The organism is Streptomyces daghestanicus, from assembly GCF_020521275.1.
Classification (GTDB): domain Bacteria; phylum Actinomycetota; class Actinomycetes; order Streptomycetales; family Streptomycetaceae; genus Streptomyces; species Streptomyces griseoviridis.
In genome coordinates this window covers 276,904-292,332 of the sequence record NZ_BNDX01000014.1, presented here as the reverse complement: position 1 = coordinate 292,332, position 15,429 = coordinate 276,904, and the positions used below count along the sequence as shown (strand labels likewise).

The 15,429-nt window shown below is 74.9% G+C and carries 14 protein-coding genes; 3 read left to right on the top strand and 11 right to left on the bottom strand.

Features of this window, described 5'->3' with window-relative positions; translation table 11 throughout:
* Positions 1 to 46 precede the first annotated feature (46 nt).
* From lanKC to Sdagh_RS26525, 3 genes are all read right to left on the bottom strand, one after another.
* Positions 47 to 2,632 (bottom strand): class III lanthionine synthetase LanKC, encoded by a 2,586-nt coding sequence (gene lanKC / locus Sdagh_RS26535; RefSeq protein ID WP_189422943.1) that lies wholly within the window; start codon positions 2,630 to 2,632, stop codon positions 47 to 49.
* Between the two features lie 129 nt (positions 2,633 to 2,761).
* On the bottom strand, positions 2,762 to 3,373 hold the full coding sequence (locus tag Sdagh_RS26530; RefSeq protein WP_189422945.1) for a histidine phosphatase family protein: 612 nt from the start codon (positions 3,371 to 3,373) through the stop codon (positions 2,762 to 2,764).
* 140 nt (positions 3,374 to 3,513) lie between these two features.
* Entirely contained in the window at positions 3,514 to 4,722 is a 1,209-nt protein-coding gene (locus Sdagh_RS26525; protein ID WP_189422947.1) for a pyridoxal phosphate-dependent aminotransferase, read from the bottom strand.
* Positions 4,723 to 4,808: 86 nt separating this feature from the next.
* Here Sdagh_RS26525 and Sdagh_RS26520 point away from each other — a divergent pair, with 86 nt between their 5' ends.
* Positions 4,809 to 5,450 (top strand): winged helix-turn-helix transcriptional regulator, encoded by a 642-nt coding sequence (locus Sdagh_RS26520; RefSeq protein ID WP_189422949.1) that lies wholly within the window; start codon positions 4,809 to 4,811, stop codon positions 5,448 to 5,450.
* 89 nt (positions 5,451 to 5,539) lie between these two features.
* Here the strand turns inward: Sdagh_RS26520 and Sdagh_RS26515 are convergent, their stop codons facing one another.
* Genes Sdagh_RS26515 through Sdagh_RS26505 form a run of 3 tightly spaced genes read right to left on the bottom strand, consistent with a single transcriptional unit; the run spans position 5,540 to position 9,180 of the window.
* A complete protein-coding gene (locus Sdagh_RS26515; protein WP_189422951.1) occupies positions 5,540 to 6,343 on the bottom strand; it encodes a hypothetical protein in 804 nt (267 codons plus the stop codon).
* Complete coding sequence (locus tag Sdagh_RS26510; RefSeq protein WP_189422953.1) at positions 6,343 to 7,617, bottom strand: VWA domain-containing protein; 1,275 nt, start codon at positions 7,615 to 7,617, stop codon at positions 6,343 to 6,345. Before Sdagh_RS26510 ends, Sdagh_RS26515 begins: the two co-directional genes overlap by 1 nt.
* A 57-nt stretch (positions 7,618 to 7,674) precedes the next feature.
* Complete coding sequence (locus Sdagh_RS26505) at positions 7,675 to 9,180, bottom strand: IucA/IucC family protein (RefSeq protein ID WP_189422955.1); 1,506 nt, start codon at positions 9,178 to 9,180, stop codon at positions 7,675 to 7,677.
* 106 nt (positions 9,181 to 9,286) lie between these two features.
* On the opposite strand from Sdagh_RS26505, the gene Sdagh_RS26500 reads away from it, so the two are divergent.
* Positions 9,287 to 10,924, top strand: a complete 1,638-nt coding sequence (locus Sdagh_RS26500; RefSeq protein WP_189423053.1) for an IucA/IucC family protein — start codon at positions 9,287 to 9,289, stop codon at positions 10,922 to 10,924.
* Here Sdagh_RS26500 and Sdagh_RS26495 read toward each other — a convergent pair.
* The 4 genes from Sdagh_RS26495 to Sdagh_RS26480 form a co-directional block, all read right to left on the bottom strand.
* Positions 10,830 to 11,942, bottom strand: coding sequence for an ABC transporter ATP-binding protein (locus Sdagh_RS26495; RefSeq protein ID WP_189423055.1), 1,113 nt, complete (start codon positions 11,940 to 11,942; stop codon positions 10,830 to 10,832). The genes Sdagh_RS26500 and Sdagh_RS26495 overlap by 95 nt on opposite strands.
* A gap of 20 nt (positions 11,943 to 11,962) precedes the next feature.
* A complete protein-coding gene (gene modB, locus Sdagh_RS26490) occupies positions 11,963 to 12,802 on the bottom strand; it encodes a molybdate ABC transporter permease subunit (RefSeq protein WP_189422963.1) in 840 nt (279 codons plus the stop codon).
* Positions 12,799 to 13,611 carry a molybdate ABC transporter substrate-binding protein gene (gene modA, locus Sdagh_RS26485; RefSeq protein ID WP_189422965.1) on the bottom strand — a complete coding sequence of 271 codons (813 nt, stop codon included), beginning with the start codon at positions 13,609 to 13,611 and terminating at the stop codon, positions 12,799 to 12,801. The genes modB and modA overlap by 4 nt, the downstream gene beginning before the upstream one ends.
* A 185-nt stretch (positions 13,612 to 13,796) precedes the next feature.
* Positions 13,797 to 14,195, bottom strand: coding sequence for a TOBE domain-containing protein (locus tag Sdagh_RS26480; RefSeq protein WP_189422967.1), 399 nt, complete (start codon positions 14,193 to 14,195; stop codon positions 13,797 to 13,799).
* Positions 14,196 to 14,277: 82 nt separating this feature from the next.
* Between Sdagh_RS26480 and Sdagh_RS26475 the strand changes: the two genes are divergently transcribed.
* Positions 14,278 to 14,844: a dihydrofolate reductase family protein gene (locus tag Sdagh_RS26475; RefSeq protein WP_189422970.1), complete on the top strand. Its 567-nt coding sequence runs from the start codon at positions 14,278 to 14,280 to the stop codon at positions 14,842 to 14,844.
* 96 nt (positions 14,845 to 14,940) lie between these two features.
* On the opposite strand, the gene Sdagh_RS26470 is transcribed toward Sdagh_RS26475, so the two are convergent.
* Positions 14,941 to 15,315, bottom strand: a complete 375-nt coding sequence (locus tag Sdagh_RS26470) for an ATP-binding protein (RefSeq protein ID WP_189423057.1) — start codon at positions 15,313 to 15,315, stop codon at positions 14,941 to 14,943.
* Between the last annotated feature and the right edge of the window lie 114 nt (positions 15,316 to 15,429).

Sequence of the window (15,429 nt, the reverse complement as noted above, 5' to 3'; positions counted from 1 at the left end):
CGGCAACGGGGTCCGTTGTCACGTCACGACCTCTGTTGAGGCCGAGTCAGGGGCCCGCCGGCCGGGTGCCCGGCGGCGGGAGGAACGGCAGCCCGGCCTGCGGGCCGCCGTGCGCGGAGGCGACCGCCAGCAGGCAGCCGGCGGTACCCGTGGACAGGTCCATGGACAGCCGCATCATCTGCTCGCCGGGGAAGGCGAGCCGGCCGCGGTAGGACAGGGCGTGCCAGGACAGCGCGTCGAGCTGGCGGCGGACGGCGGCGGGGCCGGTGCCGGGCGCCGTGGCCGTGGTGCGGGCGAGGTACAGCACCATCCCGGCCACGCCCCGGTACAGGCCCGGCTGGGCGTAGAACATGGCCTGCGCCGCCGCCACGATCTCGTCCCGGGCCCGCGCGAACTCCTCGTCGGCGCGGTGTGCGAGGTAGTCGTCGAGCACCATGCCGATGCCCACGCTGCCCGCTCCCAGGTAGGGCATGGTGCGCCAGCCCTCGTCGACCTGGAGCGCGCCGCCCGCGCCCCGCACACACCGGGCGAGGTCCCGGCGCAGGGCGTCCCGGGCGAGGTCGAGCAGCCCGGTGTCCCCGGTGCGCTCGTACAGCCGCAGGAAGAGCAGGGCACCGCCCGCCGCCCCGTACAGCAGTCCCGCACGCGGCCGGGTGCTCGGCCCCTCGCCGGTCAGCCGGCGTGCCGTCAGCTCGGCGCAGCGCAGGGCTGCGGCGCGCGGCGCGGGGTCGCCGGTGGCGGCGGCCAGCGCGTCCAGCGCCAGGCCGACCCCGGCGGTGCCGCTGTGCAGGTCCGGGGCGAGGTGGTCGAGCGGCTGGTCGAGGAGGAGCGCGGTGAGGTCGAGGGCGCGGTCGCGGTGGCCGAGGTGGTCCAGGGTCCAGGCGATCCCGGCGAGTCCGTCGTGGAAACCGGACGGCGTGCCCGAGGGCGGCTCCTTGGTGCGGTCCAGGAGCCACTGCTCCTCGTCCTCGTCGCGGTCCGCGCCGCTCACCGCGAGGGCGTACAGCACTCCCGCCGCGCCGTACCCGAAGCTCAGCCCGCCGCCCGCCGTCGCGAACTGCGCGATGTCACCGGGGAACAGCCGGTCCGTACGGGAGAGGGTCGCCGACGCGTGGATCGCCGCGGCCATCGACTCCCGGCTGTGCGGCCAGTCACCCGGATCGACCGGGACCACCGGCCCGGACGCGCCCCGCGCCGGGGACGTGCCCGCGGCCCCGTCCGTGATCTCCTCGACCGCCGCGTCCAGCCAGGCCCGGTCCACCGGGAACTGCCCGGCCACCAGGTCGGCCAGGTGCGCCGCCTTCTGCCGGTCCAGGGCGAAGAGGCTGGTCAGGGGGAGGAACAGGGCGAGTCTGAGACAGGCCAGCGCATACCGGTCCACGGCCACGCCCCGACGGTCGGCCGGTGCCACGAAGGCCGGGTTGGCGACGGTCTGCCGGCCGGGCTCGTCGACGTGGTGCGCGGCCTCGAAGTCCAGCAGGGCGACGCTGCCGTCGTCCCGGACCATGATGTTGAACAGGTGCAGGTCGTTGAAGACCACGCCCCGGGCGTGGACGTCGGCGACGGCCCGTTCCACCCGGGCGTGGACGTCCAGGGCCCAGTCGGTGTACTCGGCCAGCCGCCGCTCGTCCGGGTCGGCCTCGATGAGCGGGTGGCGGCGCGCGAAGAACGTGTTGAGCGGCTTGCCGTCGAGGTACTCCAGGACGAGGAAGTGGTGCTCCCCGACCGTGAGGTGGTCCAGCACCTCGGGGGTGCAGTCCAGTCCCGACAGCCGCTCCAGCGCTTGGCGTTCGCGGTGCAGCCGGGTCACGGCGTCGGCGCCGTCGGCGGCCAGCCCGGCGTGCGGCCGGGCCTCCTTCAGGACGACCTGCGCGCCGGTGCGGGTGTCCCGGCCGAGGTAGACGCCGCCGCCGTTGGAGAAGTGCAGCGCCGACTCGACGGTGTAGGGGAGACCGGCCACGGTGACCGCGGAGCGCGCCTGGAGGTGCGGCTGGAGGAAGGCGGGCACGGTCACCCACTCGGGGACGCGGAAGACGGGTCCGCGCAGGTCGGGTATGAGCACGCCGTCGGGGCGGGCCACGGCCGGGCGCAGTTCGCCGTCGGCGTCGTAGCAGTTCCGCCGGGTGAAGCCGCCGTAGCGGACGTGCACCGGGCCGTCGCCGAGCCGCAGGTCGCTGAGGATGTGCGGGCCGGGCTCGCCGGCCAGCAGCTCCGACAGCTCGCCCGCGAGCCGCTCGAACCGCTCCTCGTCCGCCGGGTAGACGGTGATGAACTTGCCGCTGCCGGCCCGGTCGGCGTACTTGGCGTTGCGCTGGTGCAGCAGATAGCGGCTCGGCACGAACTTGAACGCCGTGCCCCCGTCGACGCAGTGCCGGTACACGCGCTCCAGCACGGACTCGGCGTTGTCGAGACAGGCGGCGACGTGGATCTTCCAGCCCTGGTCGGGCAGGGCCGCGTCGACCGGGCGCAGCGCCAGCCAGTCGCCGCTCTCGTTGCGCTGCCAGCCCGCCGGGACGGGCGCCGAGGCCAGGGCGTACCGGGACCGTCCGGTGCCCGGCCGGGCGGAGGTGCGGTGCGGTGCGTCGTAGAAACACGGGTCCGCGTCGCAGTACACGGCATAGCCCTTGTTCATGCCCGCTCCCTCCCATCGGCCTTCGGCGTGCTCCGAAGGTGTCATGGGGCGCACGGGCCCGAACAGTTGCCGCTGTCACCACTCCGATGTGCGGAACGCACGGGTAACCCCGCGGCGGCCCGTCAGGGGTCACGGAGTGCCGGGGAGGCCGGGCCGGACGTTCCACGCGGCGATCACCGGCCGGCCGTGCTCCGTGCCCAGCCGGCACAGCGTGCCCGTGGCGAGCTGGAACAGGGCCCCGGCGGAGGGCGGCAGCCCGAGGTGGCGGGCGGTGAGCACGCGCAGGAAGTGGCCGTGGGCCACCAGCACCACGCATCCCTCGGTGTCGGCGAACGCGGCGTCCACCTTGCCCAGCACCCGGTCGGCGCGTTCGCCGACCTGCTCCGGGGTCTCCCCGGGGTGCTCCGGCGGGCCGGGCGCGACGCCGTCCGTGAACAGGAACCAGCCCGGCCGGTCCCGCTGGATCTCCGGCGTCGTGATCCCCTCGTACCCGCCGTAGTCCCATTCGTGCAGGTCCGGGTCGATCCGCACCCCGTGCAGCCCGATCAGCTCGGCCGTCTCCCGGGCCCGCTGGAAGGGGCTGACGAACGCCGCCCCGATCCGATGCGACCGGATGAGCGGCACCAGGCCGCGGGCCTGCTCGCGGCCGTGCTCGGTCAGCGGGACGTCCGTCAGGCCGGTGTGCCGCCCGGACCGTGACCACTCGGTCTCACCGTGGCGGACGAGGAAGAGATCACCCATGGCGCCCAGGCTACGGAACCCGCGCCGCGGCGGGGCGGGCCGTGCACCGTCCGGCGGAAGGAGCCGCTCCGGTCGGGTCCGGCACCGCGTCGCGTACGAACGAACGTCCGCACCGCGTCCCGTACGGGCTCCCGCGCCGCCTACTGCCGGTACCCGTCGAGGAACCGCCCGATCCGTCCGATCGCCGCCTCCAGGTCCTCCGCGTGCGGGAGGGTCAGGATGCGGAAGTGGTCGGGGGCCGGCCAGTTGAAACCGGTGCCCTGGACGACCTGGATCTTCTCCCGCAGCAGCAGGTCGAGGACGAACTTCTCGTCGTCGTGGATGCGGTGCACCTTCGGGTCGATGTGCGGGAAGGCGTACAGCGCCCCCTTGGGCTTCACGCACGACACCCCCGGGATCTCGTTGAGCTTCTCCCAGGCCGTGTCGCGCTGCTCGCGGAGCCGGCCGCCGGGCGCGGTCAGCTCGTGGATGGACTGCCGGCCGCCGAGCGCGGCCTGGATGGCGTACTGGGCGGGCGCGTTGGCGCACAGCCGCATGGAGGCCAGCATGGTCAGGCCCTCCAGGTAGTCCCGGGCGTGCTGCTTGGGGCCGGTCACCACCAGCCAGCCGGAGCGGAAGCCCGCCACCCGGTACGTCTTCGACAGCCCGCAGAAGGTGAGCACCACCAGGTCGGGGGCGAGCGCGGCGACCGGGTGGTGGACCGCGTCGTCGTACAGGATGCGGTCGTAGACCTCGTCGGCGAGGACCATCAGTCCGTGCCGGCGGGCGAGGTCGAGGACGCCCTCCAGGACCTCCTGCGGATAGACGGCACCCGTGGGGTTGTTGGGGTTGATGATGACGACCGCCTTGGTGCGGTCGGTGATCTTCGCCTCCAGGTCGGCGAGGTCCGGGTACCAGTCCGCCTGCTCGTCGCAGAGGTAGTGCACCGCCTTGCCGCCCGCGAGGGTGGTCACCGCCGTCCACAGGGGGAAGTCGGGGGCGGGGATCAGTACTTCGTCGCCGTCCTCCACCAGGGCCTGTACGGCCATCGACACCAGTTCCGAGACGCCGTTGCCGAGCCAGACGTCGTCCACCCCGACCTCCAGGCCGAGGGTCTGGTAGCGCTGGGCGACCGCGCGGCGGGCGGAGAGGACGCCCCGGGACTCGGTGTACCCGTGGGCCTGGGGCAGCATCCGGATCATGTCCTGGAGGATCTCCTCCGGCGCCTCGAACCCGAACAGGGCCGGGTTGCCGGTGTTGAGCCGCAGCACGCTGTGGCCCGCCGCCTCCAGTGCGTCGGCGTGCTCGATCACCGGGCCGCGGATCTCGTAGCAGACCTCGCTGAGTTTGTTCGACTGCCGGAACTCCATGCGCCGCTTCCCTCCGCCATCTGGTATTGCTTGGTTTTACCAAGTAGATCCTTGGAAAGTCCAACACATTGTCTAGACTGCGCCGCATGTCACCTCGCCGAAGCTACGACCAGTACTGTTCCGCCGCCCGCGCGCTCGACGCCGTCGGGGACCGCTGGACCCTGCTGATCGTCCGGGAGCTGCTCGCCGGACCCCGGCGCTACACCGACCTGCACGCGGACCTGCCGGGTGTCAGCACGGACGTACTCGCCTCCCGGCTGAAGGACATGGAGCGCGACGGCCTGACCGCCCGCCGCCGGCTGCCTCCGCCCGCGGCGGCCTCCGTGTACGAACTGACGCCGCGCGGACGCGCGTTGCTGCCGGTCCTCCAGGCGCTGGGCGGCTGGGGCGCGGGCGAGCTGGGGGAGCGGCGGCCCACCGACGCTCTGCGCGCCCACTGGTTCGCGCTGCCGCTGCTGCACGCGCTGGACGGCGAGGGCGTGGTCGAAGTACGCCTGCGCGAGGGCGACTTCCACGACGGGGTCTTCCACCTCTACGTCGGAGCCCAGGACGGCCCGGCCTACGGGGAGGGCCCCGCGCCCCGCGAGCCCGACGCCCGGCTGGTCCTGGACGCCGGGACCTGCGCCGCCGTCGGCCGGGGCGAGACGGGGGTGGCCGAGGCGGTGCGGGCCGGCCGCATCGAGGTGACCGGCGACGGGGCGCTGGCGAAGGCGCTGCGGGAGGACTGAGGCCGGGGACGCCGGGGGCGCCGGGGAACGGGCGAGGCCCGCCGGTACGCGTCCCCCGGCGGGCCTCCCCTACGCGATATGACGGAGTGTCAGGCGCCCGGCGGCACCCCGCGCGGCCGGCCCGAGCCGCGGGTCAGGGCGTAGCCGCCGATGCCCGCCAGCGCGGCCAGCACGCCGCCGATCCCCGTCCACACCCACCGGTCGGACCACCAGCCGGAGGACCAGCCGTCCTCGGGCTCGATCGCGGAGAGCACGGCGGAGTCACCGGAGTCGTCATCGGCCGCGTCCTGCCGGGACGTCACCGCGATGCCCGGCACCAGCGGCTCGGAGAGCGAACCGTCCACCGCCGCCGCGCCGCCCATGTCCTTCGCGTCGGCCCGGACCTCGGCGCCGACCGGCAGGCCGAGGTCGGCGGCCGGCAGGTCCAGCGCCGTCAGCCGGACGTAGTACGTGCCCGGCAGCGGGTCGTTCGCCCACGGCTCCGACCAGGCGCGGACCGTGCGCAGCACACAGGCCAGCTCCACGGAGGAGGTGCCCGCGGCGGCCGTCCGGGTCTGGGCGCCGTACTGGCACGCCTGCCGCCGGCGCAGACCGTCGTACACGTCGACCTGCCAGGTCTGCGACGCGTGCGTGTCCGGCAGCTTCACGGTCGCCCGCACGGTGGGCCGCTGCCCGGCGTCCGCCGGGAACGACCAGTACAGGTAGTCGCCCGCGGAGGCGTCCGCCGTGGCCCGCTGCCCCTGCTCGATCTCCGTCGCCGTACGGAACGACGTACCCGCCGACGAGGGGGCCGGGGAGCCCGCGGCGGGGCTCGGGGAGGAGTCGGCCGCCGCCGGTCCCGCGGCCAGGCCCAGCGCCAGCAGCGCCGCGCCCGTCACCGTTGCGATCCGCATCAGTTCGTCCTCCAGACGGCGACCCGCCAGCGCGACACCCAGCCCCACACCAGACCGGCGAGGAAGCCCACCACGACCAGCGCGCCCAGCAGCCACCAGCCGCGCCCCAGCCCGAACGAGGCCACGTCGGACGCGTCGTCCGGACCGTCCACGACGTCGACCGTCAGCTCCAGCGGAAGCCCCGGCGTGGTCTTCACCCCGGAGGCCGCCGAGAAGGAGTGCGTCACCTCCAGGCACACGGTCTCGGCGGCCTCCTCGGCCGCGTCGTCGCTCTCGGCCTCCGCCTTCGGGTAGCGCAGCCCCGTCGAGACGACGTCCGTGCGCCCGTCGCCCGCGGCCTCGCCGCGCACGATCTCCCGGCCGGGCGCGGTGACCGCCCGCAGCAGCACCCCGTACGAGGGGGCCACGGCACGGTCGGCCGACACGCTCACCGAGGCGCGCAGCTCCTTGCCCGGCGCCACCGCCACCCGGTACCAGCGCTGCTGCCCGAACTCCACGCGGTCGGTGTACAGCCCGGACTCCAGCGTCGGCGCCGCCGCACAGCGGTCCGCGCCCTCGGTGGCGGCCGGCACCACCACCGGATCGGCCGCCCGCTCCACCAGCTGACTGACCTTGTCGGTGAGTTCATCGGTGTGCTGCACCGACGTGTACGTCCCGCCGGTCGCCTCCGCGATACAGCTGAGCTGCTGGCGCAGCTTGGTGCTGGGCACCAGCCCCAGGGTGTCGATGGTCAGTCCGATGCCCTTGGCGGCTATCTCGCGGGCCACCTCGCACGGGTCGAGCGGCTGGCAGGTGTCCTCACCGTCACTGATCAGCACGATCCGCTTGGAACCGGCGCCGGAGCCGAAGTCGCCCGCCGCCTTCAGCAGCGCGGGACCGATCGGCGTCCAGCCGGTGGGGGTGAGCGTCGCCACCGCCGTCTTCGCCTCCGTGCGGTCCAGCGGACCGACCGGGTAGAGCTGCGCGGTGTCCTTGCAGCCCGTCGCCCGGTCGTCGCCCGGGTAGTCCGCGCCGAGCGTCCGGATGCCGAGGCGCACCTCCTCGGGCGTCGCGTCGAGCACCTCGTTGAACGCCTGCTTCGCCGCGGCCATCCGGGTCCCGCCGTCGATGTCCTTGGTCCGCATGGAGCCGCTGACGTCGAGCACGAGGTCGACCTGGGGGGCGTCCTCGCCGGTGGGTTCGCCGGCGGACGCCGGGGCCGGGAGGGCGAGCCCGGCCGTCAGCGCGGCGAGCAGGGCGCAGACACCCGCCGCCAGCCGTTTACTTGTGATCATCGGCGGATCTTATTGACCCCGGGTGCCCTGCTCCAAAACAGCCGCCGGCCAACGGGTTCACGGGCGGAGGGGATTGGGCAGCCGGGCCCACCGGTCGCCGGACCCCTTAGGCGCCAGCCGCATCAGCGTCAGCGCCTTCGCGGGCAGCGGCTCCTCGCACAGCGCCACGAGGTCCGGTGTGCGCGGCAGCTCCCGTACGGCCGCCGCCAGCGCGTCCCGCAGCGCCGGACCGCTGCCCGCCGTCTGCGCCAGCGCCCCCGCCACCAGCGAACCGAACAGCTTGCGGCGCAGCACCGCGACGTCGTCCGTGACCATCCGGTCCGGCAGTCCGGGCACCGGCACGCCGTGCCGGGCCAGCCGGGCCGGGCTGATCCGCAGGTCGGCGAGGTCCCGGTAGACCAGCCGGACCGGCTCCCCGGCGGCGGAGAGCACCACCAGCAGGTTCTGGCCGTGCGCCTCCAGCGCCACACCCAGCTCCAGCAGGCGCAGCCCCACCCGCAGCGCGAGGCGGGCGAACCGGGCCGTCCAGCCCGCCGACCCGGGCAGCGTGGTCGTCGCCAGGGCCGCCACCGGCACCACCCGCTCCCCGTCGGCCCCGTACCGGTCCGGCGACTCCCGCAGCACGGCGGCGAGATCGGGACTGTGGGCGCTGGCCGCGGCCAGCGTCCGGGTGATGTGCAGCAGCCCCTCGCAGCGCGCGGCGAGCCCCTCGCCGAACGCCGACAGCGTCGCCGAGGCGGCGACCGAGGCGACGGAGATGTCCCGGACCGAGGAGGTCAGCCGGGCCGACAGCGCGGTCTTGACGTGCGGCCCGCCGGGCACGGCGAGGGTCCGCAGCGACATCAGCGGATGCGCGTCGAGTCCCGGGCCGCCGTCCTCGTCCGCGCCCTTCAGCACATGCGCCGCCTGCCACGGATGCACCGGCAGCAGCAGCCGCCCGGCGTCCCGCAGCGCGGCCGGCCAGTCGCCCGACACCAGGCACTCCCCGGCCGGCACCGCCACCCGCCGCAGCGTCACCACCGGCCCGTGCTCGGGCGCGTAGGCGAGCTGTTCGGCCACCGAGAAACCGGGCCGCGAGCGGCAGCCGGGGTGGAAGGGGTGTCCGTCGACGACCCGCTGCTCCCACTCCCAGCCGTTCCCGGGCCACTCCGGCGCCGGCGCGCCCCGGCCCGCCCGGGACAGCGCCAACGAGGCCACACTGTGCCCGAGTTCCCCGGCGAACGACTCGGCGCCGGGCACGGCGAGGGCGGTCATCAGCCGCGCCGGATCGCCGTACTCCCGCCCGGCGCACCGTACGGCGGTGACAGGGGAGCCGGTGCGGTACGGGTCGGCGGGCGGGCCGGACAGCCGGCGGCCGTCCCGCAGCCGCAGGACCAGCTCCCCGGCGGCGGCCTCGCGGCCGGCGATCCACGGCAGCGGCTCATGGGCGAGCGCACGCCAGAGCCGGGACAGCACGGCCGCGCGGGCGCCGGGCAGCGCGGCCGTGTACCCGGCGACGAGACCGGGCCGGACGGCGGCCAGTTCCTCGGCGACCTCGGTCTCGGCGGTGGGGGGACGGTGCACGGCGGCTCCTTCGGGTGCGGACTCGGTACGGGTCGGGGGCGTCACGGCGGAGTGACGAGGGCAGACATACTGATCCTCTCCGCCCATGACAGACCGTAGGGAACGAGTGGAACGCGTGGATGTCCTGCCCCCGCCAACCGGCGGCGACGCCGTGAGCCGTGCCGGCGTCGCGGCGCTCGCCGACGCCCACGCGGCGGTGCCGCTGCTCAACTGCCTGCTGCGCGAGGTGGCCGAGCCCCTGCCCGGCCATCGCGGCGCCGGCGGTGACCGCCGGGTGTACCGGCTGCCCGGCACCGGCCGGCTGCTGCGGGTGCGCGGCGGCCGGCGCCCCGCCGAACCCGAGGTGCGCACGGCGGCCGGCTGGCACCGCCTCGGCCACCCGGACCTGGTCGCCCTCGTCGCGGAGGAGCTGCTCCGGCACACCGGCCTGCCCAACCACGAACTGCCCGCCGAGATGACCGACAGCCGGGACGCGGTCGCCGCCCTGCTGACCGCCCGCGCCGTCGCCGACCCGCCCGCCGACCCCTACCTCCGCTCCGAACAGGCCCTGCTCACCGGCCACACCCACCACCCCGCCCCCAAGGCCCGCGGCGGTGGCCCGGCCGCGGCCTGGCTGCCGTACGCCCCCGAGGCCCACGCCCGTTTCCCGCTGACGCTGCTCGGCGTGCGCGCGGACCTCGTCGTCGAGGAGGGTGACACCTCCGCCCTCGACGCGCTCGGCGACGCCCCGCCCGGCTACCGGCTGCTGCCCGCGCACCCCTGGCAGCTCGCCCTGACCGCCGACGCCCTCGCCCCGGCCTTCGCCGACGGCCGGCTGATCCGGCTCGGCGAGACCCCGGCCCCGGTCTGGCCCACGGCGGCGATCCGCACGCTCTACGCGCCCGGACCCGACCTGTTCCTGAAGTTCAGCCTCGACGTGCGCATCACCAACGACATCCGCCGGCTGTGGCGCCACGACCTGCTGAAGCTGTGCCGTACGGACACGGCGGCCCGCGCGGCGTTCGCGGCGCTCGACGGGAACGCCGCCTGGCTGGCGGACACCGGTTACCGCACCGCCGCCTTCGCCTTCGAGGAACTCGCCGTCCTGGTCCGCGACGGACTCCGCGGCCACCTGCTGCCCGGCGCGGTCCCACTGCTCGCCGCCGGGCTGGCCGAGGGCTTCGCGGGCAGCCCCCTCGACACCGCCGCCGACCCTGGCGCCTGGTGGGAGGCGTACCTCGCCCGGGTCGTCCCCCCGGCCCTGGCCGCCTTCCACGACCACGGCGTCGTCCTGGAGGCCCACCTCCAGAACACCCTGGTCGCGGTCGACGCCCACGGGACGCCCGTACAGGCCCTGTTCCGGGACGCCGAGGGCGTGAAGCTGCTGGGTGACGTGGACCGGGCGGCCGGCTGGGAGCGGCTGGTGTACTGCCTGGTCGTCAACCACCTCACCGAGATCGCCGGTGCGCTGGCCGACCGGCACCCCGGCCTGGACCCCTGGCCCGCCGCCCGCCGCGCGTTCGCCCGGCATCCGCTCCCCGAGATCCCCGCGCTGCTCACCGCGCCCACCCTGCCCGGCAAGACCAACCTGCTGCTGCGCTGGACCGGCGCGGACGGCGCCGACGCCCGCTACCGGCCGCTGCCCAACCCGCTCGCCGGGCAGGGGGCGGTCAGTCCGGATAGGCGTGGGTCTGGGCCGCCTTCACCGTCGCCCAGACCTCGGCGCCCGGACGCAGGTCGAGTTCGGCCGCCGCGACCGCGCTGAGGTCGGCGGCGAGCGGCAGTTCCCCGCCGAGCGCGGCACGGACCCGGTCGCCGTGGCTCTCCAGCCCGGTGACCTCGCAGCGCCAGAGGTTGCGGGCGCTGGCACCGGCGGGACGGTCCCGGTACAGGGTGACGGCGCCCGGCGGGAACGCCACGAAGACCGGCCCGGTCAGCTCCTCGGTGGTGGTGACCGTCTGCCCCGAGCCGAGCCGGACGGTGTGCCCGTCGGCCTCGCCCCGGTAGAGGTTGAGGCCGACGAGCTGGGCGATGTAGTCGGTACGGGGGCGGCGCGCGATGTCGGCCGGGCCGCCCTCCTGCACGATCCGCCCGTTCTCCACGACCACCAGCCGGTCCGCGAGGACCATCGCGTCCAGCGGGTCATGGGTGACGATCACCGCGACCGCCTCGAACTCCGCGAGATGCCGCCGCAACTGGGCCCGGACCTCCAGCCGGGTCCGGGCGTCCAGCGCCGCGAGGGGCTCGTCGAGCAGCAGCAGCCGGGGCCGGGTGGCCAGCGCGCGGGCCACGGCGACCCGCTGGGCCTGCCCGCCGGAGAGCCGGCGCGGCTTGGCACCGGCGTGCCCGGCGAGCCCCAGCCGGTCCAGCCACTCGGCGGCCTGCGCGCGGGCCCGCGCCTTGGACGCGCCGTGGCAGCGCGGCCCGAAGGCCACGTTGTCCAGCGCGGTCAGGTGCGGGAAGAGCAGGTAGTCCTGGAAGACGACGCCGACCGGGCGCAGTTCGGGCGGGGTGCGCTCCAGCGCCGCGCCGTCCAGCCGCAGCCGCCCGCCGGTCAGCGGGGTCAGTCCGGCCAGGGCCCGCAGGGCGGTGGTCTTCCCGGCGCCGTTCGGCCCGAGCAGGGCGACCACCTCGCCGGGCGCGACGGCCAGCTCCACGTCCAGCCGGAACGCGCCCCGCTCCACCACGAGGTGGGCGTCGAGACCACTGCCCGTCCCGGTACCCCCCGTCCCGGCAGTCCCCGTCCCGGTACCCCCCGCCCCGGCAGTCCCCGCCCCGGTCATCTCGTCCCCGTCTTCCGCGGTCATCCGGCGGTCATCCAGCGGTCGCGCAGCCCGGCGAGGACGGCGACGGACACGGCGAGCAGGACCAGGCTGAGCGCGGTGGCCGCCTCGGGGTCGCTCTGCAGGGCCAGGTAGACGGCGAGCGGCATCGTCTGGGTACGGCCGGGGAAGTTGCCCGCGAAGGTGATCGTCGCCCCGAACTCGCCGAGCGCCCGCGCCCAGGCCAGCACCGCGCCCGCCGCGATGCCCGGCGCGATGAGCGGCAGCGTGACCCGGCGGAAGGCGGTGAACCGGGAGGCGCCCAGCGTGGCCGCCGCCTCCTCGTAGCGGGGGTCGGCGGCGCGCAGGGTGCCCTCGACGCTGATGACGAGGAACGGCAGCGCGACGAACGCCTCCGCGATCACCACGCCCGCGGTGGTGAACGGCAGGGTGAGGCCGAACCAGTCGTCCAGCCACTTCCCGACGATGCCGTTGCGGCCGAGCGCCATCAGCAGGGCGACGCCGCCGACGACCGGCGGCAGCACCAGCGGCAGCGTCACCAGGGCCCGTACGAGACCCCGCCCGGGGAACTCCACCCGGGCCAGCAGCCAGGCCAGCGGCACGCCGATCACCAGGCTCACCGCGGTCGCCGCCGTCGCGCACAGCAGCGACAGCCGCAGCGCCTGCCACACCTCGGCGCCGGTCAGCAGCTCCGGCAGGCTCGACCAGGGCGTCCGCACCAGCAGGGCGAGCAGCGGCACGATCAGGAAGGCGAGCCCGATCAGCGCGGGCACCAGCAGCGGCAGCGGCACCCCGCGCACCTGCGCCCCCGCGCGCCGGCGTCGGCGCCGGGGGAGTACGGCCTTGTCGCCCGCCGTCACGACGTCAGGAACCCGGCGTCCGTGAGCACCTTCCGCCCCTCGGCCGAGCGCACGAGGTCGATGAACGCGTCGGCGCCCGCGGCGTTGCCCGCGTCCTCGAGCCGGGCGATCGGGTAGGCGTTGACGGCGCCGGCGGATTCGGGGAAGTCCACGCCCTCCACTTTGTCACCCGCCGCGCGCACGTCGGTCCGGTAGACGACGGCGGCGTCGGCCTCCTTCAGCTCGACCTTGGTCAGGGCGGCCTTGACGTCCTGCTCGTAGGAGACGGGCGTGAGCTTCAGGCCGCTCGCGTCCAGCGCCTTCCGCGCGGCGGCGCCGCAGGGCACCTCCTCGGCGCAGAGCACGACCTTCAGCGCGGTGTCCGTGAGGTCCTTCAGCGACGCGATCCGGTCCGGGTTGCCGGGGAGGGTGGCGATCTCCAGCTGGTTGCGGACGAAGGTGACAGGGGTCCCGGACGTGTCCCCGGCGTCCGTGACGATCTTCATCGTCTTGGGGCTGGCCGAGGCGAAGACATCGGCGGGGGCGCCGCCGGTGATGCTCGCCGCGAGCGAGTCGCTGCCGCCGAAGCTGAAGGTGACCTTCGTGCCGGGGTGGGCCTTCTCGAAGGTCTCGCCCAGCGTCGTGAAGCTCTCCTTCAGCGAGGCGGCGGCGAACACGGTGACCGTGCCGGACACCCGCCCCGAGCCGGAGGAACCCGGAGCGCCGGACGACGCGGAGGAGGAGGAGGCGGATTCGTCGGACGACGAGCAGGCGCTCAGGGCGAGCAGCGCGGCGACGCCCGCGCCGGCCGCCCGCAGGGTACGGGTCATCACAGGTCCACTCCTCGAAGGTCCTGGCAGGTCCCGGCACGGTCCTGGCAGGTCTGACCGGTCCCGACGGACAGGATGTCCCGATGATAGTCCCGCAGATGCCAGGAGGAAGTCACCTGTGGGTTCGCATCAGCGGGACCGGCGGACCGTGAAGGTGGCATGTGCGTTGCTACGGACGCGGCGGCTCAGGCGCGGTCGATGTGCACGTTGGTCGACTTCACGCGGGCGGTGGCCTCCATGCCGACCTCCAGACCGAGTTCCTCCACGGCCTCGCGGGTCAGCAGCGACACCAGCCGGTGCGGACCCGCCTGGATCTCGACCTGCGCCGCGACGTCGCCGAGCTTCACGGCGGTGACGATGCCGGGGAAGGCGTTGCGCGCGGAGGTGTACGAGGCGGCCTCCCCGGTGTCGTCACCGGACCGGGCGAGTTCGACGGAGAAGGCGGCCAGGTCCCGGCCGTCGACGAGACGCCGTCCGCTCTCGTCCCGGTGCGTGGCCACCCGCCCCGCGTCCGCCCACCGGCGGGCGGTGTCGGGGCTGACGCCGAGCAGCCGTGCCGCCTGGCCGATCGTGTAGGACTGCATGGGCGTCAACATACGTGACCGCGCGTCCCGCGACGCCCGGAGGCCGTACGGTCGGAACCCTGCGACCGAGAGGGGACGTGCGATGCGCGGCGTGACCTGTTCGATGGGTGTCTCGCTCGACGGGTACATCGTCGGGCCGGACGGCGGTCTCGACTGGTCGGTGCCCGACGCGGAGGTGTTCCGCCTCGCCACCGACGAGGTGCGCGGGCTCGGCGCCCACCTGCTGGGACGGCGCCTCTACGAGACGATGCTGTACTGGGAGAACGCCGACCGGGATCCCTCCCTCGACGCCGCGGAGCGCGAGTTCGCCGCGCTCTGGAAGAGCCTCCCCAAGGTGGTGTTCTCCCGCACGCTGACGTCGGTGCGGGGCACCGGCACCCGCCTGGCCGGCGGCGGTCTCGCCGAGGAGGTCGAGCGGCTGCGGGCCGAACCGGGGGAGGGCGCCATCGCGATCGGCGGCGCGACCCTCGCCGCCGAGGCGGCCGCGCTCGACCTGATCGACGAGTACCTGATCAGGGTCCACCCCGTACTGGTCGGCGGCGGCATCCCCTTCTTCCCTCACGACGAGCGCCGGGTGGCCCTGGAACTGGTCGAGAGCCGCACCTTCGCCTCGCAGATCGCCCACGTCCGCTACCGCCTAAGGCGCTGACCGGCGCTGACCGCGGGGCGCCGCCGCGCCGCGCGGCCGCACGCGTCCGGGACCGGCAGGAGAGGCGAGTCGGGCGATCGTCGGGTGAGCCGCGCGTCAGTCGGCGCGGCCGGCGGCGGTCACCGGGTGGAAGCAGGCGGTGACCGACTTGCCGTAGGGGCAGGGGCGGGCCTCCCAGCTGTCCGCCAGGGCCTCCACGAGCAGCAGGCCCCGTCCGCCGGGGCGGTCACCGCTGGGCTCCTGGGGCTCGGGCAGGTTCCGGTTGTCGTCGTGCACCGTGATGTGCAGGCACTGGCTGTCCCAGGTCATCACGAGCCGGGCGGTGGAACGGGCGTGCACATGGGCGTTGGTGACCAGTTCCGAGACGGTCAGCAGCACGTCGTCCACCGGCTGCGGGCTGTCACAGGTCCAGCCGATCGTCTCCAGATGGCCGAGTGCCCAGTCGCGCGCGGCCTTCGGACCGGTGTCCATCGGCAGCGAACGCGCCCAGCCCACCGCCCGCACCGCTGACTCCTCAACCGACGGATCGTCCACTGCGTCCTCTTCCTGATGGCCTCTGCGACTTGTGTCCCCGCCGGGTGCACG